Here is a 22,579-nt window from a genome sequence, read left to right as displayed (position 1 = left end):
CGTGGCAGCATATAAATCTGCAATCCCTACCCGCCGCTTTGATGCGGTTATCGTTGGCGCCGGCGGTTCCGGCATGCGCGCGTCGTTGCAGCTGGCTGAAGCCGGCCTGAACGTCGCAGTTCTGTCGAAAGTTTTCCCAACCCGCTCGCACACCGTTGCGGCGCAGGGTGGTATCGGCGCGTCGCTCGGCAACATGGCCGAAGACAACTGGTTCTGGCACATGTTCGACACCGTCAAGGGTGGCGACTATCTGGGCGACCAGGATGCCATCGAATTCATGTGCCGCGAAGCACCGAAGGTCGTGTACGAACTGGAACACTTCGGCATGCCATTCGACCGCAACCCTGACGGCACCATCTATCAGCGTCCATTCGGCGGCCACACGGCCCACTTCGGCGAAAAGCCGGTGCAGCGCGCTTGCGCGGCAGCCGACCGTACCGGTCACGCGCTGTTGCACACGCTGTACCAGCGCAACGTCCGTGCGCGTACGCACTTCTTCGTCGAATGGATGGCGCTCGACCTGATCCGTGACGCCGAAGGCGACGTGATCGGTGTTGTCGCGCTGGAAATGGAAACCGGCGAATGCATGATCCTGGAAGCAAAAACGACGGTCATGGCAACGGGCGGCGCAGGCCGCATCTTCGCCGCGTCGACGAATGCGTTCATTAACACCGGCGACGGCATGGGCATGGCGGCACGCGCCGGCCTGCCGCTGCAGGACATGGAATTCTGGCAATTCCACCCGACCGGCGTGGCCGGCGCGGGCGTATTGATCACCGAAGGCGTGCGCGGCGAAGGCGGCATCCTGATCAATAGCGAAGGCGAACGCTTCATGGAGCGCTATGCGCCGACCCTGAAGGATCTGGCGCCGCGCGACTTCGTCTCGCGTTCGATGGACCAGGAAATCAAGGAAGGCCGCGGCTGCGGTCCGAACAAGGACCACGTGATGCTGGACCTGCGCCATATCGGCGCCGACACCATCGCCAAGCGCCTGCCGTCGATCCTGGAAATCGGCCACAAGTTCGCCAACGTCGACGCGACCAAGGAACCGATTCCTGTCGTGCCGACGATTCACTACCAGATGGGCGGCATCCCGACGAACATCCACGGCCAGGTCGTCACCCCGACCGGTCCGGATAATTCGGCCAAGGTTGTCAACGGCCTGTACGCGATCGGCGAATGCGCCTGCGTGTCCGTGCACGGCGCCAACCGCCTGGGCACGAACTCGCTGCTCGACTTGGTGGTCTTCGGCCGCGCGGCCGGCAACCACATCGTCAACAGCGGCCTGAAAGCCAAGGAAAACAAGCCTTTGCCAGCCGATGCAGCCGAATTTGCCATGGGCCGCCTGGCGCGCCTGGAAAACTCGACCGGCACGGAAACCGTGCAGGGCGTGGCGAACGACATCCGCGCAACGATGCAGAAGTACTGCGGCGTGTTCCGTACCGACGAGATGCTGAACAAGGGCGTCGAAGAAATCATGAAGCTCGACGAGCGCCGCAAGCACGTCTCCTTCAAGGATAAATCGATGGTCTTCAACACGGCCCGCGTGGAAGCGCTGGAGCTGGACAATCTGATCGAAACGGCGAAAGCGACCATCGTTTCGGCGGCAGCGCGCAAGGAATCGCGCGGCGCCCACGCCCAGGACGACCATCCGCAACGTGACGACGACAACTGGATGAAGCACACTCTGTGGTATTCGGAAGGCAACCGACTGGAATACAAGCCAGTCGTGACCAAGCCGCTGACGGTTGATACCTTCAAACCGAAACCACGTACTTTCTAAGGCTATACCATGGCACGCACTCTTAAATTCAAAATCTACCGCTACGATCCTGACCAGGATGCCAAGCCGTACATGCAAGATCTGACGGTCGAACTGAAAGACACCGACAAGATGCTGCTCGACGCACTGCAGCGCATCAAGGCGGACGTCGATGACTCGCTGGCCCTGCGCCGCTCGTGCCGCGAAGGCGTGTGCGGTTCGGACGCGATGAACATCAACGGCAAGAACGGCCTGGCATGCACGACCAACCTGAATGAACTGTCGGAGCCTATCGTGCTGCGTCCGTTGCCAGGTTTGCCGGTCATCCGCGACCTGATCGTCGACATGACGCAATTTTTCAAGCAGTACGATTCGATCAAGCCTTTCCTGATCAACGATTCGATCCCGCCTGAAAAAGAGCGCCTGCAATCGCCGGAACAGCGCGAAGAACTCGATGGCCTGTACGAGTGCATCCTGTGCGCATGCTGCTCCACGTCGTGCCCGTCGTTCTGGTGGAATCCGGACAAATTCGTCGGCCCGGCCGGCCTGCTGCAAGCCTACCGCTTCATCGCCGATTCGCGCGACGAAGCCACCGGCGCGCGTCTGGACAACCTGGAAGACCCTTACCGCCTGTTCCGCTGCCATTCGATCATGAACTGCGTCGACGTCTGCCCGAAAGGGTTGAACCCGAACAAGGCGATCGGCAAGATCAAGGAATTGATGGTCCGCCGCGCGATCTGATCCCCCTGATCGCATCCGCCGGGCGCCGTTTGCGGGAAGAGGGTATCCTCTCTTGCCTGCAGGCGGCGCCTGCAAAGCAGCACCGTGCCGCAAGGCACACGTAAAGTGGTAAACCAAATGACAGAATCAATTTTGTCCTCGCATCAGGCCGACCCGGCCAACCGCGCCCGCCTGCGCTGGCGTTCACGCCGTGGCCTGCTGGAAAACGACATTATCCTGACCCGTTTTCTCGATGCGTATGAAACCGAATTGACCGATGAAGAAGTTGACGCGCTGACGCGTTTGCTGGATTTATCGGACAATGCGTTAATGGATCTGGTACTGGCCCGTAAAGAGCCGGAAGGCGAAGTCGATCTGCCGCATGTGCGCGCACTGCTGCAACGACTGCGCATTGCCTAGACGCCTGGGCGATATATTGCAAACGGTGCGAGTGGCGCGCTGTAGCACTGCCGAGTGCGGTGCGAATTGCAGCCAGAATTTTTGATTTTAATTTCGACTCACTCCCGAGAAGGAAGAGCCCATGAATATCTCTGACACAAAAGCTACCCTGTCGTTCTCCGATGGCAGCCCATCGCTTGAATTTCCAATCTACAAAGGCACGGTTGGCCCGGACGTCATCGACATCCGCAAACTGTACGCCGGTAGCGGCAAGTTCACCTACGACCCAGGCTTTATGTCGACGGCCGCCTGTAACTCGTCGATCACCTACATCGACGGCGACAAGGGCGAGCTGCTGTACCGTGGTTACCCGATCGAACAGTTGGCCGTCAACGCCGACTTCATGGAATCGTGCTACCTGCTGCTGAACGGCGAACTGCCGAACGCGGCGCAGAAAGCCAAGTTCGTCGACACCGTCACCAAGCACACGATGGTGCACGAACAGATGCAATTCTTCTTCCGTGGCTTCCGCCGCGACGCGCATCCGATGTCGGTCCTGGTGGGCACCGTCGGCGCGCTGGCATCGTTCTACCATGACTCGCTGGACATCAACGACCCGCGTCACCGCGAAGTGTCGGCCATCCGCCTGATCGCCAAGATGCCAACGCTGGTCGCCATGACCTACAAGTACTCGGTCGGCCAGCCGTTCGTTTACCCACGCAACGACCTGTCGTACAGCGCCAACTTCATGCACATGATGTTCGCCAACCCGTGCGAAGAGTACAAGGTCAACGACGTGCTGGTGCGCGCCCTGGACCGCATCCTGATCCTGCACGCGGACCACGAGCAAAACGCATCGACATCGACCGTCCGTCTGGCCGGTTCGTCGGGCGCCAACCCGTTCGCCTGTATCGCTGCCGGTATCGCCTGCCTGTGGGGCCCTGCCCACGGCGGCGCCAACGAAGCGGCACTGAACATGCTGAAAGAAATCGGCACCGTCGAGAACATTCCTGCCTTCATCGCGCAAGTCAAGGACAAGAACTCCGGTGTCAAGCTGATGGGCTTTGGCCACCGCGTGTACAAGAACTTCGATCCACGCGCCAAGCTGATGCGTGAAACGTGCTACGAAGTGCTGCAGGAACTGGGTCTGCAAGACGACCCGCTGTTCAAGCTGGCGATGGAACTGGAAAAGATTGCACTGAACGACGAATACTTCGTTTCGCGCAAACTGTACCCGAACGTCGACTTCTACTCGGGTATCGTGCAATCGGCGCTGGGCATCCCTGTGTCACTGTTCACCGGTATCTTCGCTATGGCCCGTACGATCGGCTGGATCGCCCAGTGGAACGAAATGATCGCCGACCCAGAGCAAAAAATCGGCCGTCCGCGCCAGCTGTTCGTCGGTTCGACCACGCGTGAAGTACTGCCACTGGACAAGCGTTAATCCAGAGCGGTATCTAGCGAACAAAAAAACGGGCTTCGGCCCGTTTTTTTATGCCGGGCTGTTATGCTCGGGCCCTGGTTCAACAGGAAACACAACGCGATGAATGAAGAAACCTGCGCCCCCAGCGGCGTGGCCCTCGGCGATACGGCATTTGGCTACACTTTGTCGCTGATCGGCGGCAAGTACAAGATGCTGATCCTGTATGCGCTGGCGGAAAACACGGTGCTGCGGCATAACGAACTCAAGCGCCATCTCGGCGGCATCGCCTTCAAGACCCTCAGCGTCGTGCTGAAGGAACTGGAGGCAGATGCGCTGATCGTGCGCAAGGAATATCCACAAGTGCCGCCCAAGGTCGAGTATTCGCTCTCAAGCAAGGGCGCCTCGCTGATCCCCGTGCTGCATACCTTGTGCGAGTGGGGCGAGCGGCACCAGCCAGCCTGACCCCGATATGCACGGCAAAGCGCCATTCGACGGTCGAGTAACTTACTTTTTATACTGTATGAGCAGTAAATGTGCGTACTTGTGAAAAGTACTCAGCATGGTTATGCTGTTTTTACCTCTGCGGGCGCAACCACGCGCTACGGGGCAGGGTACCGGCTTGCCTGCTTTTCTGTGAACGCGGGGCCGGTGCATCCATCCCATTTCAGGAAAAACAGCATGTTGAAAACCCTCGTTATCGTCTTCCATCCGTCCATCGGCACGTCGGTCGCCAACAAGCGCTGGCTGCAGGAGCTGGCGCAGTATCCCGACCGCTACACCATCCATGATGTGCACCAGGCTTACCCCGACGGCATCATCGACGTGGCGCGCGAGCAGGCGCTGGTGGAGGCGCACGCCAATGTGGTCTTGCAGTTCCCCGTGTACTGGTTCAACTGTCCGCCCTTGCTCAAGCAATGGCTCGACGAGGTGCTGGCGTATGGCTGGGCCTACGGCACGGGCGGCGATGCCTTCAAGGCGAGAAAAGTGGCGCTGGCCGTGACGGCAGGCATCCGCCAGGAAGACTTCACGCCGGAAGGCAAGTGGAACGTTACCCTGGCGCAGCTGCTGGCGCCGTTCGATGTCACCCTGGCGTATATCGGCGCCGACAACCGCCGCTTCTTTGCCTTCTATGGCGCGGAAGACGGGCCGAAGGAGCCGGACTATGCCGGGCGGCTGGCACGCAGTGCGCAAGAGTATGAGCGCTTCCTGGCCGCCTTGTAAGGGCGCTGGTCCAGTCGCAGTGCAAGCAGGTGATGCTCGGGCGCTTGCCGCTGGCGGCGATGGTGTGCGCTAACTGCGCCGCACCGGAACGGTTTCCAGGGTGCGGGAGGGGCGGCAAGCATTTTGTTCTTTCTGTGCTGGATGCTCTCCCGTCTTTCGACCAGGCGCGGCAAATAGGGTAGATTGCGGTATTAGTTGCATGGATCGGATGAATCAAGGGAGTATCACCGCATGGACCGTATCACCGCCGCACAAGTATTCGTCGCCATCGCCGAGCGGGGCAGCATGGTGGCTGCCAGCGAGACGCTCGATATGTCGCGCGCCATGGTGACGCGCTACCTGGCCGAGATGGAAGAGTGGGCGGGGGCGCGCCTGTTGCATCGCACCACGCGCCGTCTGAGCTTGACGGATGCGGGCGAGACCACCTTGGCGCGCTGCCGGCAGATGCTGGAAGTGGCCGGCGCCATGGCCGTCACCTCGCCCGAGGGTCTCGATACGCCGCACGGTTTGCTGCGCATCACCTGCTCGCAATCGCTGGCACAGACGGCGCTCGCTGGCGCAGTAACCGCTTACCTGCGACGCTACCCGCGCGCCGCCGTCGACCTGCAGATGGAGAACCGCGCCGTCAACCTGGTGGAGCAGCGCATCGACCTGGCGATCCGCATCACGAACGCGCTCGAGCCGAACCTGATTGCGCGCCAGCTGGCCAGCTGCGCCTCGGTGGTGTGCGCCGCACCATCGTACCTCGCAGCGCACGGCACGCCGCGCCGGGCGCAAGACCTGGCCCTGCACAACTGCCTGACGTACACGTATTTCGGCAAGAGCCTGTGGCAATTTACGCATGACGGGGAAGCGCTCACTGTCCCCGTCAGCGGCCGCCTGTCGGCGAATGAGTCGCTGGTCCTGCTGGTAGCCACGGTGGCGGGGGCGGGCATCGCCTTGCAGCCGCGCTTTTCGGCCGCGCCGCTGATCGCCAGCGGGCAGCTGGTGGAGTTGCTGCCCGCGTACCAGCCGCAGGACATGGGCATCTACGGCGTCTACACCTCGCGCCAGCACATGTCACCCCTGCTGCGCACCATGCTCGACTTCTTGGTGCAGTGGTTTGCCGGCGATGCCGAGTGGCTGGCCGCCATCGCGGCGCCGCCTTCGCCGGGCAGACCAGTTGGCCGCAAGCGGCACGCCGGCAGGGCCGCCGATGTGCCGTAAGTACAACAGTGACAGGCTTGCAAGCCCGGGAAAATCAACAACACAGCTTACATTTGCTTGCCAAATAAAATTCAACTAGTCGTTGTTGCGTTACAATACCGCGTGCTATTCTAAATGACGGTATGCAGAATGCTGGTGCAATAAAAAAGCCCTTCCCCACAACTTGATGTGCAATCCGCTAACCGGTCAGGCCGTGTCGCGGAAGGTTAGATTAACCCGCTAATTCCTCGCGAAGCGCGAAGAAAGGTGAGCAATATATGCAGCAATTAACGACCAACTCCTACCTGTTCGGTGGGAATGCTCCGTACGTGGAAGACCTGTACGAGGCATATTTGAACAACCCAGGCTCGGTACCCGATAACTGGCGTTCCTACTTCGACGCAATGCAGCACGTGCCTGCCGTCGATGGCACCAACAAGCCTGACGTGGCGCATGCCTCCGTCGTCGCCTCGTTCGCCGAGCGCGCAAAAGCTGGTCCGATCCGCACAGTGACCGCTTCCTTCGATGCTGAAATGGGCCGCAAGCGCGTCGCCGCCACGCAGCTGATCGCCGCTTACCGCTACCTCGGTTCGCACTGGGCCAACCTGGATCCGCTGCAACGCCAGGAACGTCCGATGATCCCTGAGCTTGAGCCGAGCTTCTACGGTTTCACCGACGCTGACATGGACACCGTGTTCAACATCAGCAATACCTATTTTGGCCCCGAGACCGCCACCCTGCGTGATCTGCTCAACTATCTGCGCGATACCTACACGCGTTCGATCGGCGCCGAATTCATGTACATCTCCGACCCAGCCGAAAAGCGCTGGCTGCAGGAGAAACTGGAATCGATCCGCTCCACCCCGAATTTCACCCCAGAGAAAAAAATCCACATCCTCGACCGCCTGACCGCGGCTGAAGGCCTGGAACGCTATCTGCACACCCGCTACGTGGGCCAGAAGCGCTTCTCCCTGGAAGGCGGCGAAACCTTCATCGCCTCGATGGATGAAACCATCCAGCGCGCCGGCGAAAAAGGCGTGCAGGAAATCGTCATCGGCATGGCCCACCGGGGTCGCCTGAACGTGCTGGTCAACACCCTGGGCAAAGCGCCGCAGGAACTGTTCGAAGAATTCGAAGGCAAGCATGGCGACGACCTGCCTGCCGGCGACGTGAAGTACCATCAAGGCTTCTCGTCGGACATCTCCACCGCAGGCGGCCCGGTCCACCTGTCGCTGGCGTTCAACCCGTCGCACCTGGAAATCGTCAACCCTGTGGTCGAAGGTTCCGTCAAGGCCCGCATGGATCGCCGCGGCGACGCGCAGGGCGCGCAAGTGCTGCCTATCCTGGTGCACGGCGATGCCGCTTTCGCCGGCCAGGGCGTGGTCATGGAAACGCTGAATCTGGCGCAAACCCGTGGCTACCATACCGGCGGCACGGTGCATATCGTGATCAACAACCAGATCGGTTTCACCACCTCGGATCCGCGCGATGCCCGCTCGACCCTGTACTGCTCGGACGTCGTCAAGATGATCGAAGCACCGGTCCTGCACATCAACGCCGATGATCCGGAAGCCGTGGTGCTGGCGACGCAGATCGCGCTCGACTACCGCATGGAATTCAAGAAGGACATCGTCCTCGACATCATCTGCTACCGCAAGCTTGGCCACAACGAGCAAGATACGCCGGCACTGACGCAGCCACTGATGTACAAGAAGATCGGCCAGCATCCAGGCACCCGCAAGCTGTACGCGGACAAGCTGGTAGCGCAAGGCGTGATCCCTGCCGATGGCGGCGACAAGATGGTGGCCGCATTCCGCGACGCCATGGACGCCGGCAAGCATACCGTCGATCCAGTCATCTCGAACTTCAAGAACAAGTACGCCGTCGACTGGCTGCCGTTCCTGAACAAGAAATGGACCGATTCGGCCGACACCGCCGTGCCGATGACGGAACTGAAACGCCTGGCCACCCGCATCACCACCGTGCCGGAAGACTTCAAGGTCCACTCGCTGGTTGAAAAAGTACTGGGCGACCGTGGCACCATGGGCCGTGGCGAAATGAACCTGGACTGGGGCATGGGCGAACACCTGGCCTACGCTTCGCTGGTATCGTCCGGCTACGCCATCCGCCTGACCGGACAGGATGCCGGCCGCGGCACCTTCGTGCACCGCCACGCCGTGCTGCATGACCAGAACCGCGAGCGTTGGGATGCAGGTACCTACATTCCGCTGCAAAACGTGTCGGACAACCAGGCGCCGTTCACCGTCATCGACTCGGTGCTGTCCGAAGAAGCCGTACTGGCCTTCGAATACGGCTACTCGACCGCTGAACCGAACACGCTGACGATCTGGGAAGCCCAGTTCGGCGACTTCGCCAACGGCGCGCAAGTGGTGATCGACCAATTCATCAGCTCCGGCGAAGTGAAGTGGGGCCGCGCTTCGGGCCTGGTCATGATGCTGCCGCACGGTTACGAAGGCCAGGGTCCTGAGCACTCGTCCGCACGTCCTGAGCGTTTCCTGCAGCTGTGCGCAGACAACAACATGCAAGTGGTGCAGCCGACGACGGCTTCGCAGATCTTCCATTTGCTGCGCCGCCAAATGGTGCGCCAGTTCCGCAAGCCGCTGGTCATCTTGACGCCGAAGTCGCTGTTGCGCAACAAGGATGCCGGTTCGCCGCTGACCGACCTGGCCAAGGGCGGTTTCCAGACCGTCATCGGCGAAGTCGACGACAAAATCGACGCCAAGAAAGTCAAGCGCGTGGTTGCCTGCTCGGGCAAGGTCTATTACGACCTGGTCAACGCACGCAAGACCCGCGGCCAGACCGACACGGCCATCGTGCGCCTGGAACAGCTGTATCCGTTCCCGCACAAGTCGTTCGCTGCTGAACTGAAGAAGTTCCCGAACCTGGTCGAAGTCGTCTGGGCACAGGACGAGCCGCAAAACCAGGGCGCCTGGTTCCAGATCCAGCACAACATCTTCGAAGGCCTGGAATCGGGTCAACGTCTGGCCTACGCCGGCCGTCCTGCTTCGGCGTCGCCTGCTGTCGGTTACTATGACAAGCACTACGCCCAGCAAAAAGATCTGCTGGAAACGGCATTCTCGAAGCTGAAGGGTTTTATCCTGACCAAGTAAGTGGCAGGATAAGGGGCGCCATGCGATTGCATGGGCCTGCTTGCATACATCATGACGGAGCGCCGCCCTTGCTACGCAGGGGCGGCGCCGCAATAACAAAATAAACGGAGTTTTACATGGCACAAATCGAAGTCAAAGTTCCCCAGTTGTCGGAATCGGTTGCAGAAGCGACCCTGCTGGCATGGCACAAGAAAGTCGGCGAAGCAGTTGCGCGCGACGAAAACATGATCGATATCGAAACCGATAAAGTCGTGCTGGAACTGCCGGCGCCAGCCGCTGGCGTGATCGTTCAAATCATCAAGGCTGACGGCGCTACTGTCGTCGCCGGCGAAGTCATCGCCATCATCGACACCGACGGCTCGGCCAAGGTCAGCCCGATGGAAGTGTCGGCCGTGCCTGCGCCAGCCTTGGCTGCCGCCGCGCAAGACGCTTCGACCGCGTCCGCTCCAGCCGCTGCGGCCAAAGGCGATGTCGCCATGCCTGCCGCTGCCAAGATCCTGTCCGAAAAAGGCCTGTCCGCTGGCGACGTCGCCGGTTCGGGCAAAGACGGCCGCGTGACCAAGGGCGACGCCCTGGCCGCTTCCGCCAAGCCAGCTGTCGCGCCGCTGGCGCCAGCCGCTGCCAAGCCAGCGCTGCAACAAGTTGCCACGCCATCGGCCGCCAACCTGGGCGACCGTCCGGAAGAGCGCGTGCCGATGAGCCGCCTGCGCGCACGTATCGCCGAGCGCCTGCTGCAATCGCAATCGACGAACGCCATCCTGACCACGTTCAATGAAGTGAACATGCAGCCGGTCATCGACCTGCGCAACAAGTACAAGGACAAGTTCGAGAAAGAGCACGGCGTCAAGCTGGGCTTCATGTCCTTCTTCGTCAAGGCCGCCGTCGCCGCCCTGAAAAAGTACCCGATCATCAATGCCTCCGTTGACGGCAACGACATCGTCTACCACGGCTACTTCGACATCGGTATCGCTGTCGGTTCGCCACGCGGCCTGGTCGTGCCTATCATCCGCAACGCGGACCAGCTGTCGATCGCCGACATCGAGAAAAAAATCGGTGAATTCGGCGCGAAAGCCAAGGAAGGCAAGCTGACCCTGGACGACCTGACGGGCGGCACGTTCTCGATCTCGAACGGCGGTACCTTCGGCTCCATGCTGTCGACCCCGATCATCAACCCGCCACAATCGGCCATCCTGGGCGTGCATGCGACCAAGGACCGCGCTGTCGTCGAAAACGGCCAGATCGTGGTACGTCCGATGAACTACCTGGCCATGTCCTACGACCACCGCATCATCGACGGCCGCGAAGCCGTCCTGGGCCTGGTGGCGATGAAAGAAGCGCTGGAAGATCCTGCACGCCTGCTGCTGGACCTGTAAGCACTGTAGTCCCCCGGCGTAGCCGCCGGGGCAATGTAGCCGATACCCCTTGCCAGAAGACGCAGCTGGCTGATCTCAATGAAAGAGGATTCCTATGAACATCTCTGAAGAAATCAAGCGTCTGCACGAGTTGCACCTGGCGGGCGCTCTGAGCGACGCGGAATTCGCGCAAGCGAAAGCCAAGCTCCTGAGCAATATCAACCTGGACAAGCCGGGCAGCACGTCCGGCGCCGGCGCCGATGCGGCTGCCGGTCCGGCGAACGACCTGGTGCAGGAATTCAACCGCCTGCGCCGTTCGCGCAACGACCGCTGGCTCGGCGGCGTCTGCGGCGGCCTGGGTCGCGCTTCCGGCATGGAAGCGTGGATCTGGCGTCTCGTCTTCGTCCTGTTTACATTGACCTTCGGCTTCGGCGTGGTGATTTACCTTCTATTGTGGATTTTCGTACCAGACGAAGAGATTGGAATAACAAAACATGAGTACTAAACAATTTGACGTAGTTGTCATCGGTGCGGGCCCTGGCGGCTACATCGCCGCCATCCGCGCAGCGCAGCTGGGCTTTTCCGTCGCTTGCGTCGACGAGTGGTCGAACGCCAAGGGCGGCGCCGCTCCTGGCGGTACCTGCACCAACGTCGGCTGCATTCCGTCGAAAGCGCTGCTGCAATCGTCCGAGCATTTCGAACACGCGGGCCACAGCTTCGCCGAGCACGGCATCGACGTCGCCGGCCTGAAGCTGAACCTGGGCCAGATGCTCAAGCGCAAGGACACCGTCGTCAAGCAAAATAACGACGGCATCCTGTACCTGTTCAAGAAGAACAAGATCGCCTTCTTCCACGGCCGCGCCGCTTTCGTCGCTGCCGCCACTGGCACGTATGACATCAGCGTGACGGGCGAAGCCAACGAAACCCTGACGGCCAAGCACGTGGTTATCGCCACGGGTTCGAACGCACGCGAACTGCCGGGCGCACCATTCGACGAGAAACTGATCCTGTCGAACACGGGCGCACTGGCCATCGACGCCGTACCAGCCAAGCTGGGCGTCATCGGTGCCGGCGTGATCGGTCTGGAAATGGGCAGCGTCTGGCGCCGCCTGGGTTCCGACGTCACCGTGCTCGAAGGCCTGCCGGTCTTCCTGGGCGCCGTCGACGAGCAGATCGCCAAGGAAGCGTCGAAGCTGTTCACCAAGCAAGGCTTGAAGATCAACCTCGGTTGCAAGATCGGTGCGATCACGCCAGGCAAGAAAGACGTCACCGTGGAATTCGTGGACGCCAAGGGCGAAGCGCAAAAAGCCGTATTCGACAAGCTGATCATCTCGATCGGCCGTACGCCGAACACGAATGGCCTGGGCGCCGACAAAGTCGGCCTGCAGCTGGATGAACGCGGTTTCATCGCCGTCGACGGCGACTGCAAGACCAACCTGCCGAACGTCTGGGCGGTGGGCGACGTTGTGCGCGGCCCGATGCTGGCGCACAAGGCGGAAGAAGAAGGCGTTGCCGTGGCCGAGCGTATCGCCGGCCAGCATGGCCACACCAACTTCAACACGATTCCTTGGGTGATCTACACCTCGCCGGAAATCGCGTGGGTCGGCAAGACCGAGCAAACCCTGAAGGCGGAAGGCATCGCCTACAAGGCCGGTACCTTCCCGTTCATGGCCAACGGCCGTGCGCGCGCGCTGGGCGACACCTCGGGCATGGTGAAATTCCTGGCCGATGCGACGACCGATGAAATCCTCGGCGTGCACATCGTCGGCCCGATGGCGTCCGAGCTGATTTCCGAAGCCGTCGTGGCGATGGAATTCAAGGCCTCGGCCGAAGACATCGCGCGCATCTGCCACGCCCACCCATCCCTGTCGGAAGCGACCAAGGAAGCGGCATTGGCTGTTGACAAGCGTACGTTGAACTTTTAATTGTAGTTAGTCCTGCAGGGGCGCTCGCGGATTTTTTCCGCCGGCGCCCTTGTGCGTTAAAGCGAATCCCATGAACGTAGAAGAGTTTTACCAGCACGCGCTGCAGAAGCGTGATTTCAAGGCCGATGCCGCCCAGCGGCGCGCGGTCGACCGCCTGCAGCTGTGCTATGACGAGTGGGTGGCCTACAAGGGCCAGCGCTCGAGCACCTTCAAGCGCCTGCTGAACCGTCCTGCCGTGCCGAAAGGCGTGTATATGTGGGGCGGGGTGGGGCGCGGTAAATCGTTCCTGATGGACAGTTTTTACTCGGTCGTGCCCCTCGTGCGCAAGACGCGTTTGCACTTCCACGAATTCATGCGCGGCGTGCACCAGCAGCTCGATGAATTGAAAGGCGTGGCCGACCCGCTCGACGAGGTGGCCAAGCGCATCGCCAAGAAATACCGCCTCATCTGTTTCGATGAATTCCACGTTTCCGACATCGCCGACGCGATGATCCTGTACAACCTGCTGTCGGCCCTGTTCGCCAATGGCGTGTCCTTCATCATGACGTCGAATTACGATCCGGACCTGCTGTATCCGGACGGCCTGCACCGCGACCGCATGCTGCCGACCATCGCGCTGCTCAAGGACAAGCTCGACGTGATGAACGTCGACGCCGGCGTCGATTACCGCGGCCGCGCGCTGGAACAGGTGGAAAGCTACTATACCCCGCTGGGCGCGGAGACCGACAAGGCCCTGCGCGACGCCTACACGCGCATCGCCGAGACGGCCGACGAAGACGCGCGCATCCGCATCGAGAGCCGCGAAATCCATTGCCTGCGCCGCGCCGGCGGCATCATCTGGTTCGATTTCGCCACCTTGTGCGGCGGCCCCCGTTCGCAAAATGATTACCTGGAAATCGCCAGCCGCTTCCATACGGTGATATTGTCCGGCATACCGGCCATGTCGGCGGCGCAGTCGTCCGAGGCGCGCCGCTTCACGTGGTTGATCGACGTGTTTTATGACCAGAAGGTCAAGCTGATCATGTCGGCCGAAGTGCCGCCGGATGAGCTGTACACGAACGGCATGCTGGCCAACGAGTTTCACCGCACCGTTTCGCGTATCATCGAGATGCAATCGCGCGAATACATGGAAAAAGAACAGCGCGGCGCGGCCGACGCGATCGTTTGAGGCAGGGATAATGAACATGATGGCAAATACACTATATAAACTGGGTGCGGCGCTGGGCCTGGTCCTGGCGTTGTCCGCCTGCGCGCACCAGGGCGCCGCGGCATTGGATGAGGTCGGTGCACCGCAGGTGCCCGCCACCCTGTCCGTGGAAGAAGCGGACGCCAAACTGAAGCAGTCGGCCAGCGAGCGCGAAGCGGCGGAAAACGAGTTTGCCGCGCGCGAACTCGCGTGCTACGACAAGTTTTTCGTGAATAACTGCCTGGACAAGGCCAAGGAAAAGCGCCGCCTGATCCTCGTGCGCCTGCGCGCCGTCGATGCGGAAGCGAACTATTTCAAGCGGGCCGAATCCGTGCGCCTGCGCGATATCGACCTGGCCAGGACGCAGGAAAGTGCGCGCCTCGACGCCGAGCAGCGAGCCGCCGCCGTGCCCAAGCCCGTGAAAGTGGTTACGCCCGAGCCGGCGCCGCCCAAGCCGCAAGGCAAGAGCCTTGCCGAACGCGAGGCCGAGCAAGCGGCGAAGGTGGCGAAACAGGCTGCCGACGATGCGGCCGAAGCACCGCGCCGCGCGGCCCGTGAAGCCGCCTATGCGAAAAAACAGGCGGATGCCGTGGAGCGCCAGAAACGGGTGGCGCAACGCCTGGCCGAGCGCCAGGCCGAAGCGCAGGCCAAGGCTGCCAAGGCGGCGGCCGCCGCTGCCAGCGCGCCGGCCGTTGTGCCTGTGCCGCCGGCCAATTAAGACTGCCGTGCAAGGGTGCGCCGGAAATGGCGTGCCCTAAGGCGCGCGGCAGGTTAAACTACGCACCATGGCTGCCTGCGCGCGCCGGTTTCCCAACATTGTTACTAACACTGCCTGGAACGCAACACATGAGCGATGCACAGCAAATAGAGCGGCGCCTGATTGAACTCAACGTGGAACACCGCGACCTCGATGCCGTCATCGAGTTGCTGATACTCGATGGCCACCATGACGAGCTGCAGCTGCGCCGCCTGAAAAAGCGCAAATTGCAATTGAAGGATCACATCACCTTGCTGAAAATGCAGTTGGTGCCCGACGTTCCCGCCTGAGGGGCGCCAGTAGCGTCCAGTCCAGCCTTCACCTAAGTATATTTTGACCGATCACAATTCATTGCCAGTAAACCCAGATGGCCAGCCGGCCGATCTGCAAGCCAGTCTGCCAGCCGAACCGCAGGCGGCGCCTGGCAAGCACGATGCCGACATCGAGCGCCTGTTCGGCGCCGGCGGCCCGCTCGGTCCGGCCGTGGGCAGCTACAAGCCGCGCCGTTCGCAAACGGAAATGGCGAAAGCCATCGCCAGCGCCATCGACAGCCAGACGACCCTGATCGCCGAGGCGGGCACGGGCACCGGCAAGACCTTTGCCTACCTGGTGCCGGCCCTGATGTGGGGCGGCAAGACCATCGTATCCACCGGCACGAAGAACTTGCAGGATCAATTGTTCCTGCGCGACATCCCCACCGTGCGCGCCGCGCTGCAGGCGCCCGTTTCCGTTGCCTTGCTCAAGGGCCGCTCGAACTACGTCTGCCACTATCACCTAGAACGCACGCTGCAAAACGGCCGCATGACGTCGCGCGACGACGTGGGCCATCTGCGCGAAATCTCGCGCTTCATCAAGATGACCAGTTCCGGCGACAAGGCCGAGCTGGCCAAGGTGCCGGAAAACGCCATGATCTGGAACCTGGTGACGTCCACGCGCGATACCTGCATGGGCGCCGAGTGCCAGTACTACCAGGATTGCTTCGTGATGAAGGCCCGCAAGGAAGCCCAGCAGGCTGACGTGGTGGTGGTCAACCATCATTTGTTCTTTGCCGACGTAGCGCTGAAGGACACGGGCGTGGCGGAGTTGCTGCCGTCGGCCAATACCATCATCTTCGATGAGGCGCACCAGCTGCCCGATACGGCGACCTTGTTCTTTGGCAATACGGTGTCGACCTCGCAAATCCTCGAACTGTGCCGCGACGTGCTGGCCGAAGGCCTCGCGCACGCCCGTGGCATCGACTGGGCCAAGACCGTCACGGTGGTGGAAAAGGCGGCGCGCGACCTGCGCCTGACCTTCCCGCAAGACATCGTGCGCATGTCCTTGCCGCAGATCGCCCCGTCGAGCGACTTTTTCCCCGCGCTCGACACCCTCAAGGATGAGCTCGACGGCATGGTGGCCGTGCTGGAAACCCAAGCGGAACGGGCGGAAACGCTGGAGCAGTGCCGAGTGCGCGGCGTCGAGCTGGCGCAGCAGCTGAGCGGCTGGAAGTTCGATCCGAAGGCGAAAGTGGCGGCTGGCGAGGAAGCCGTGTTCTGGGTGGAAGCGTTTTCCAGCTCCTTGCAGTTGCATAAAACGCCATTGTCGATCGCGCCGATTTTCAACAACCAGCGCGAAGGCACGCCGCGCAGCTGGATTTTCACGTCCGCCACCCTGGCCGTGAAAAACGATTTCAAGCATTTTTCCGAACAGATGGGCTTGACGGGCGAGCCGTCGCATACGTGGCCAAGCCCGTTCGACTATGGCCAGCAGGGCTTGCTGTTCGTGCCGCAAAACCTGCCGCAACCGAACTCGCTCGGCTACACGGACGCCGTCATCGACTGCGCCTTGCCCATCATCGAAGCGGCGGGCGGGCGCACCTTCTTCCTGTGCACCACCTTGCGCGCCGTGAAACGGGCCGCCGAGCGCCTGGCCGACGAATTCAGGCAGCGCGGCCTGAACTTCCCCCTGTTCGTGCAGGGAGAAAAGGGCCGCACGGAATTGCTCGACCAGTTCCGCGCGGCCGGCAATGGCGTGCTGATCGGTAGCCAGAGCTTCTGGGAAGGCGTCGACGTGCGCGGCGATGCGCTGTCCCTCGTGATCATCGATAAGCTGCCGTTCGCACCGCCCGACGACCCCGTGCTGGCCGCGCGCATCGAAGTGATGGAAAAGCAGGGCAAGAACGGTTTCATGCACCACTCGCTGCCGGAAGCCATCATCAACCTGAAGCAGGGCGCGGGCCGCCTGATCCGCGACGAAGGCGACCGGGGCGTGCTGATGATTTGCGATCCGCGCCTCATTTCCAAGCCATATGGCAAGCGCATCTGGCAAAGCCTGCCGCCGTTCAAGCGCACGCGCGATACCGCCGAAGTGGTGGAGTTCTTCCGCAACCTGCCCGCCAAGGGCGCTTAAGTTCCGCTTGCCGGCGCCATCCGCGCGCCGGCTTATTTCCCTTTGTTATCAAGCGAGTAGCGCTTTTTCACGCGGCGCCCGCTTGCGCGCCTGGTATGCCAGAAAGCGGCGCGATCACGCCAGTTTCTGGCATTGTGACGCATGTCCAGGACGCCAGACACATCTTTGCGCCAGCGCAAAAAGGTTGTTGCTGAGCGGTCTACAGTGAGCCCATGCCTTACAGGGGCAAGGCGCGGCGATGGCAGGGCCGCACGGGGAACAGGGGGATGCCATGGAGATCCGCTACGGCTGTTTCTTGAGTTATGCACACGGCCAATATGCGTTCATGAACAAGTTCAAGAATGACCTCATCGAGGCGCTGGCGTGCTATCTGGAGCCGCACCTGGACCGCGAGGAGGTCCTGTTCATCGACAGCGAGCAGCTGGGCGGCGGCGACGATATCGACCTGCGCGTGGCACGCGCCATGTGCCAGAGCGTCTGCATGATCGTGCTGTACACGCCCAAATATGAAGCGCACGGCTATACGCGGCGTGAATTTGCCGCCATGCAGCTGATCGAACAGGAGCGGCGCGCCTGGTATGAACTGCCCAGCCACCTGATCATCCCCATCATCATGACGCGCCATCCGGACGGCTTGCCGCCGCAAATCACGGAGTCGGGCCTGTACGTCGATTTTTCCGGCTACACGCTGGCCAGCGGCGACCTGAAGTCAAACCCTCAATATCTGCCCGACATCGAACGCATCGTGCAGCGCATCGCCACGCATTACCACTTGCTCAAGCGGTCAACACCGCCCGGCCACGATTGCAGCCGTTTCGTGTTGCCCGATATTCCACCGGAATGGCGCGCCATTCCGCCTCCCCACTTTCCACGTTAATCACGTAAAAGGTCCTGTCATGGAATGCCAACGCCTCTCCCTGCCGCCTTTGAGCGCCCCTGGCGAAGTCGTCACTTTCTATTCCTACAAGGGCGGTACCGGCCGCACCATGGCCCTGTCGAATATCGCCGTCCTGCTGGCGCGCCGTGAAAACGCCAGCGTGCCCGTGCTGATGCTGGACTGGGACATGGAAGCGCCGGGCCTGCACCATTATTTCGAGCAGCACGAGGAGCGGCCGGGCGTGCTCGAGTTCTTCGAAGCGTGCCGCCAGCAGCTCGAACGCATCAGCCTGGAAACGGCGGGCGGGCGCGCCGGCGGACAGGGCGGTGGGCGCGAGGACGCGGCGCTGGCCCAGCGCGTGCTCGACGCCATCGACTGGCAGCAGTACGTGGTGCGCGTCGACCAGGGCAGTCCGCTGTACCTGATGCGCGCGGGGCGCTTCGACGCCAGCTACAGCGAGCGACTGGCGCAGATGCGCTGGGATCAATTGTTCGACACGTGCCCGGCCCTGTTCCGCTGCTTCGCCGATACCCTGGCCCAGCATTTCCGCTACGTGCTCGTCGATTCGCGCACGGGCCGCACGGACAGCGCCGGCATCTGCACCACCTTGCTGCCGAAAAAGCTCGTGGTGGTCTTCACGCCGAACCGGCAAAGCCTGGAAGGCGTCGACGCGCTCGTCACGCGGGCCATCGAGTACCGCCGCAGCCATGAAGACGAACAGCGCCCGCTGCTCGTGTATCCCTTGCCCTCGCGCATAGAAATGGGCGATGGCGCGCAGCGCGCCGAGTGGCGCCGCGGCGACGCGCACAAGGGCATCGCCGGTTTCCAGCCCATGTTCGAGCGCCTGCTGCGCACTTCCTACGGCTTGCCGCAGATCGCCCTCGACAGCTATTTCGACGAAGTCCAGCTGCAGCAGACGAAAACCTTTGCCTATGGCGAGCAGCTGGCCGTGCGCATCGACCAGGGCGGCGACCGCTTTTCCCTCACGCGCACCTTCGAAGCCTTTTTGCAGTGGCTGACGGGCGGCTACTTCCCATGGCAGTCGAGCCGTGAAATCGCCTTGCTGGGCGCCATCAGCGAAGCGCGCCAGGCCTTGCTTGCCGAGCCGGGCCGCGCCGTGGCCCTGCCGCTGGCGCGCGACCTGGCCCGTTTGGGCGAGCTGTACCGCAAGGATGGGCGCAGCGCCCAGGCGCTCGATGCCTTCCGCCAGAGCGTCGAGATCCGCGTGCGCCTGCTCGGCGAGGAGCATCCCGACAGCCTGGCGTGCAAGAGCGGCATGGCGCGCCTGCTGCGCCAGCTGGGCAAGTTCGATGAAGCCCGCTTCCTGGAAGAAGACGTGCTCGACGTGCGCGAGCGCGTGCTGGGCAGCGAACATCCCGACACCTTGGCCGCCCGGGCCTGCCTGGCGCAAACCCTGTTGCTGCAGGGCGAACTGGCGGCGGCGCTGCTGCTGCAGGATACGGTGCTGGCCACCTATGCGCGCCAGCTGGGCGGCGAGCATCCGTTGACCCTCGATGCGATGGATGGCCGCGCCGCCACCTTGCTGCGCATGGGCCGGCTGGCGCAGGCACAGCAAGTGCTGGCCACGGTGGTGGCGGCGCGCGAGCGCCTGTTTGGCGCCGAACATGGCGATACCTTGCGCAGCAAGCTGGCCCTGGCGCAGGCGCTGGGGCGCGAAGGCGACCTGGAGGGTGCGCGGCGCCTGCTCGCCGCCGTGCTGCAGGTGCAGGAGCGGCGCCTGGGCAGTGACCATGCGGCCACCTTGTCCACGCGCGACTTGCTGGCCGACGTCGTGGCCGGGCAGGGCGACTGGGCCGGCGCGCGCCAGCTGCACGAAGACCAGGTGGCGGCGCGCGAGCGCACGCGCGGGCTCGACCATCCGGAAACCCTGATGAGCCAGCGCAAGCTGGCCGAGGCGCTGCTGCGGCGCGGTGAACTCGATGCGGCGCGCAGCGTGCAGGAGCAGGTGCTGGAAGTGCATGCGCGCCTGCTGGGCGAAGACCACCTCGACACCTTGCACAGCAAGACGCAATTGGCGGGCACCCTGCAGCAGCAGGGCGACAGCGAAGCGGCGCGCCTGCTCGAAGATGCCGTGCTCAGCGGCAGCGACCGGCTGTTGAACGCCCCCGTCACCGGGCATGCGGACAGCGTGCTCGACGGCGCGCGGCATTTGCAGGAAACCATCCTGGCCGGCCGCGCCAACGGCCACGAAGGGGCCGAGCCGGACACCCTGGCCAGCATGATCTCGATGTTGCAAGGCATGATCGAGCGGGAACAGTATGCGCAGGCGGGCGAACTGGCCGAACATTTGAAGTCTTGCCTGCTGCGCCCAGGCGTGCCAGGCAAGCTGCGCCGGCGCGGCATGGCGCAGCTGAAAAGGATGTACAAGTTGCAAGGCGACCTGAATGCCTTGCTGGCCTTGCAGGAAGATGAAGTGCAGGCGCTGGAAGGGGCGTTGTCGGAAGCGCGCATCGAGCAGCGCTGACCTGGGTGTGCCATCTTCGCGCGGCGGCACAAAAAATGCTGCCTATCGGTGTGCGGCATGCGCAGTGTGGGCATTGCTTCAGGTAAAATCTCGTTATGAGAATTCTTATCAGTAACGACGACGGTTACCTGGCGCCCGGCCTGGCGGCATTGGCCGACGCGCTCGCACCCATCGCCGACATCGTCGTGGTGGCGCCCGACAGCAACCGTTCGGGCGCGTCCAATTCGCTGTCCCTGGACCGGCCCTTGTCCGTGCACAAGGCCGCCAACGGCTTTTACTTTGTCAACGGCACGCCCACCGACTGCGTGCACGTGGCGCTGACGGGCATGCTCATCGAGCGCCCCGACCTGGTGGTCTCCGGCATCAACAACGGCCCCAACATGGGCGACGACACCCTGTACTCGGGCACCGTCGCGGCCGCCACGGAAGGCTATCTGTTCGGCATTCCCGCCATCGCCTTTTCCCAGTCGCAGTTCGGCTGGGCCAATCTGGACGCGGCCGCCCGCGTGGCCAGGGAAATCGTCGAGCGCCAGTTTGACGCCCTGCAAAAACCGTATCTGCTGAACGTGAACATCCCGGCCATCCCTTACGAGCAATTGCAAGGCGTGGTGGCCACGCGCCTGGGCAAGCGCCATTCGGCCGAGCCCGTCATCCGCGCGCTCGACCCCCGTGGCCGTGAAATCTTCTGGATCGGCCCGGCCGGCGCGGCCAAGGAAGGCGGTCCGGGCACGGACTTCCATGCCGTTGAACATGGAAAAGTATCGATCACGCCGCTGCAGATCGACCTGACCCATACCACCCAACTCGATGCGCTGGCAAAAGGCCTGGCATGACCGCTCACTATGACTGACAAGCCGCGTACCTTCCCCCTTTCCCTCGATTCGCTGGCCGGCAAGCCCGCCAGGCAGGGCGGGGGGCAGTCGCTGGCCCAGTCCCGGATCGCCACGCCGCAGACGGCCACGCAGAATGCGGCGCAAAACGCGGCGCGCGGCGTCGCGCAGCCGTATGGCGCGCATGCGGCCATCGCGCCGTCGCGCGCGCAAGCGATCGCCAATGAGCGGGCGCAGCCGGCCGTCGTGTCGCCGCCGCGGCAAAACCCGCTCGTCTCGGAAGCTGTGCGCCGGGCCATGGTGGCCCGCGTGGCGAAGCAGGGCGTCAAGGACCAGGTCGTGCTCGACGCGCTGCAAGCCGTGCCGCGCCATATGTTCATGGACGAGGCGCTGGCGTCGCAGGCGTATATCGACGCCTCCTTGCCCATCGGCCACCACCAGACCATTTCGCAGCCGTACATCGTGGCGCGCATGATCGAAGTGATGCGCCAGGGCGGCAAGCTGCAGCGCGTGCTGGAAATCGGCACCGGTTGCGGCTACCAGGCGGCGGTGCTGTCGCTGGTGGCGAAGGAGGTGTATTCGATCGAGCGCATCCGGCCTCTGCACGAGCTGGCGAAGGCCAATCTGCGCCCGCTGCGCGTGTCGAATCTGCGCTTGCAGTACGGAGATGGTATGCTTGGCCTGCCGCAGGCGGCGCCCTTCGACGGGATCATCCTTGCCGCAGCCGGCCTGGAAGTCCCGCAAGCCTTGCTGGAACAGCTGGCGCCCGGCGGGCGTCTGGTTGCGCCGGTGGGGGCTAAATTGCAACACTTACAACTCATTACCCGGGTGGGGAAAATGGAATGGACCAGCCAGACCCTGGAAGATTGCCATTTCGTGCCTTTGCGCCCGGGCACCATATGATCCCCGGATCAGCTAGCAAGCAGGACATACAATTA

Annotated in this window: 19 protein-coding genes; all 19 read left to right on the top strand. The window is 62.5% G+C overall.

Annotated elements, in window-relative coordinates:
* Position 1: 1 nt before the first annotated feature.
* Positions 2 to 1,783, top strand: a complete 1,782-nt coding sequence (sdhA, locus tag KO538_RS03290) for a succinate dehydrogenase flavoprotein subunit (RefSeq protein ID WP_035820761.1) — start codon at positions 2 to 4, stop codon at positions 1,781 to 1,783.
* A 9-nt stretch (positions 1,784 to 1,792) separates the two neighbouring features.
* On the top strand, positions 1,793 to 2,503 hold the full coding sequence (locus KO538_RS03285; RefSeq protein ID WP_034752075.1) for a succinate dehydrogenase iron-sulfur subunit: 711 nt from the start codon (positions 1,793 to 1,795) through the stop codon (positions 2,501 to 2,503).
* 117 nt (positions 2,504 to 2,620) lie between these two features.
* On the top strand, positions 2,621 to 2,902 hold the full coding sequence (locus tag KO538_RS03280) for a succinate dehydrogenase assembly factor 2 (RefSeq protein ID WP_034752073.1): 282 nt from the start codon (positions 2,621 to 2,623) through the stop codon (positions 2,900 to 2,902).
* A gap of 121 nt (positions 2,903 to 3,023) precedes the next feature.
* A complete protein-coding gene (gltA, locus tag KO538_RS03275) occupies positions 3,024 to 4,325 on the top strand; it encodes a citrate synthase (protein WP_034752071.1) in 1,302 nt (433 codons plus the stop codon).
* 99 nt (positions 4,326 to 4,424) lie between these two features.
* Complete coding sequence (locus tag KO538_RS03270) at positions 4,425 to 4,766, top strand: helix-turn-helix domain-containing protein (RefSeq protein WP_219327457.1); 342 nt, start codon at positions 4,425 to 4,427, stop codon at positions 4,764 to 4,766.
* Positions 4,767 to 4,982: 216 nt separating this feature from the next.
* Entirely contained in the window at positions 4,983 to 5,525 is a 543-nt protein-coding gene (locus KO538_RS03265) for an NAD(P)H-dependent oxidoreductase (protein WP_257620137.1), read from the top strand.
* A gap of 231 nt (positions 5,526 to 5,756) precedes the next feature.
* Entirely contained in the window at positions 5,757 to 6,731 is a 975-nt protein-coding gene (locus KO538_RS03260; protein ID WP_072452583.1) for a LysR family transcriptional regulator, read from the top strand.
* A gap of 257 nt (positions 6,732 to 6,988) precedes the next feature.
* Positions 6,989 to 9,841 carry a 2-oxoglutarate dehydrogenase E1 component gene (locus tag KO538_RS03255; protein WP_034752063.1) on the top strand — a complete coding sequence of 951 codons (2,853 nt, stop codon included), beginning with the start codon at positions 6,989 to 6,991 and terminating at the stop codon, positions 9,839 to 9,841.
* A 116-nt stretch (positions 9,842 to 9,957) separates the two neighbouring features.
* Positions 9,958 to 11,214, top strand: coding sequence for a 2-oxoglutarate dehydrogenase complex dihydrolipoyllysine-residue succinyltransferase (gene odhB, locus KO538_RS03250; protein ID WP_219327456.1), 1,257 nt, complete (start codon positions 9,958 to 9,960; stop codon positions 11,212 to 11,214).
* Positions 11,215 to 11,308: 94 nt separating this feature from the next.
* Positions 11,309 to 11,698 carry a PspC domain-containing protein gene (locus KO538_RS03245; protein ID WP_034752060.1) on the top strand — a complete coding sequence of 130 codons (390 nt, stop codon included), beginning with the start codon at positions 11,309 to 11,311 and terminating at the stop codon, positions 11,696 to 11,698.
* The gene (lpdA, locus tag KO538_RS03240) at positions 11,688 to 13,118 is read left to right on the top strand and encodes a dihydrolipoyl dehydrogenase (RefSeq protein WP_219327455.1); all 1,431 of its coding nucleotides are present in this window, start codon (positions 11,688 to 11,690) and stop codon (positions 13,116 to 13,118) included. Before KO538_RS03245 ends, lpdA begins: the two co-directional genes overlap by 11 nt.
* A 70-nt stretch (positions 13,119 to 13,188) precedes the next feature.
* The gene (zapE, locus tag KO538_RS03235; RefSeq protein WP_034752052.1) at positions 13,189 to 14,286 is read left to right on the top strand and encodes a cell division protein ZapE; all 1,098 of its coding nucleotides are present in this window, start codon (positions 13,189 to 13,191) and stop codon (positions 14,284 to 14,286) included.
* A gap of 16 nt (positions 14,287 to 14,302) precedes the next feature.
* Positions 14,303 to 15,022, top strand: a complete 720-nt coding sequence (locus KO538_RS03230) for a hypothetical protein (RefSeq protein ID WP_219327454.1) — start codon at positions 14,303 to 14,305, stop codon at positions 15,020 to 15,022.
* Positions 15,023 to 15,150: 128 nt separating this feature from the next.
* Positions 15,151 to 15,351 carry a YdcH family protein gene (locus KO538_RS03225; protein ID WP_034752051.1) on the top strand — a complete coding sequence of 67 codons (201 nt, stop codon included), beginning with the start codon at positions 15,151 to 15,153 and terminating at the stop codon, positions 15,349 to 15,351.
* A 43-nt stretch (positions 15,352 to 15,394) separates the two neighbouring features.
* Positions 15,395 to 17,449 carry an ATP-dependent DNA helicase gene (locus KO538_RS03220; RefSeq protein ID WP_070301535.1) on the top strand — a complete coding sequence of 685 codons (2,055 nt, stop codon included), beginning with the start codon at positions 15,395 to 15,397 and terminating at the stop codon, positions 17,447 to 17,449.
* Between the two features lie 271 nt (positions 17,450 to 17,720).
* Positions 17,721 to 18,326, top strand: coding sequence for a toll/interleukin-1 receptor domain-containing protein (locus KO538_RS03215; protein WP_034752049.1), 606 nt, complete (start codon positions 17,721 to 17,723; stop codon positions 18,324 to 18,326).
* A gap of 19 nt (positions 18,327 to 18,345) precedes the next feature.
* Entirely contained in the window at positions 18,346 to 20,811 is a 2,466-nt protein-coding gene (locus tag KO538_RS03210) for a tetratricopeptide repeat protein (RefSeq protein ID WP_175560440.1), read from the top strand.
* A gap of 95 nt (positions 20,812 to 20,906) precedes the next feature.
* The gene (gene surE / locus KO538_RS03205; protein ID WP_034752048.1) at positions 20,907 to 21,644 is read left to right on the top strand and encodes a 5'/3'-nucleotidase SurE; all 738 of its coding nucleotides are present in this window, start codon (positions 20,907 to 20,909) and stop codon (positions 21,642 to 21,644) included.
* A gap of 9 nt (positions 21,645 to 21,653) precedes the next feature.
* Positions 21,654 to 22,544 carry a protein-L-isoaspartate(D-aspartate) O-methyltransferase gene (locus KO538_RS03200; RefSeq protein ID WP_219327453.1) on the top strand — a complete coding sequence of 297 codons (891 nt, stop codon included), beginning with the start codon at positions 21,654 to 21,656 and terminating at the stop codon, positions 22,542 to 22,544.
* Positions 22,545 to 22,579: the final 35 nt, after the last annotated feature.

The sequence above is a fragment of the Janthinobacterium sp. NKUCC08_JDC genome (genome assembly GCF_019345575.1).
GTDB lineage: Bacteria > Pseudomonadota > Gammaproteobacteria > Burkholderiales > Burkholderiaceae_D > Janthinobacterium > Janthinobacterium aestuarii.
The sequence above is the reverse complement of the archived record's forward strand: the minus strand, read 5'-3'. Positions and strand labels throughout refer to the sequence as shown.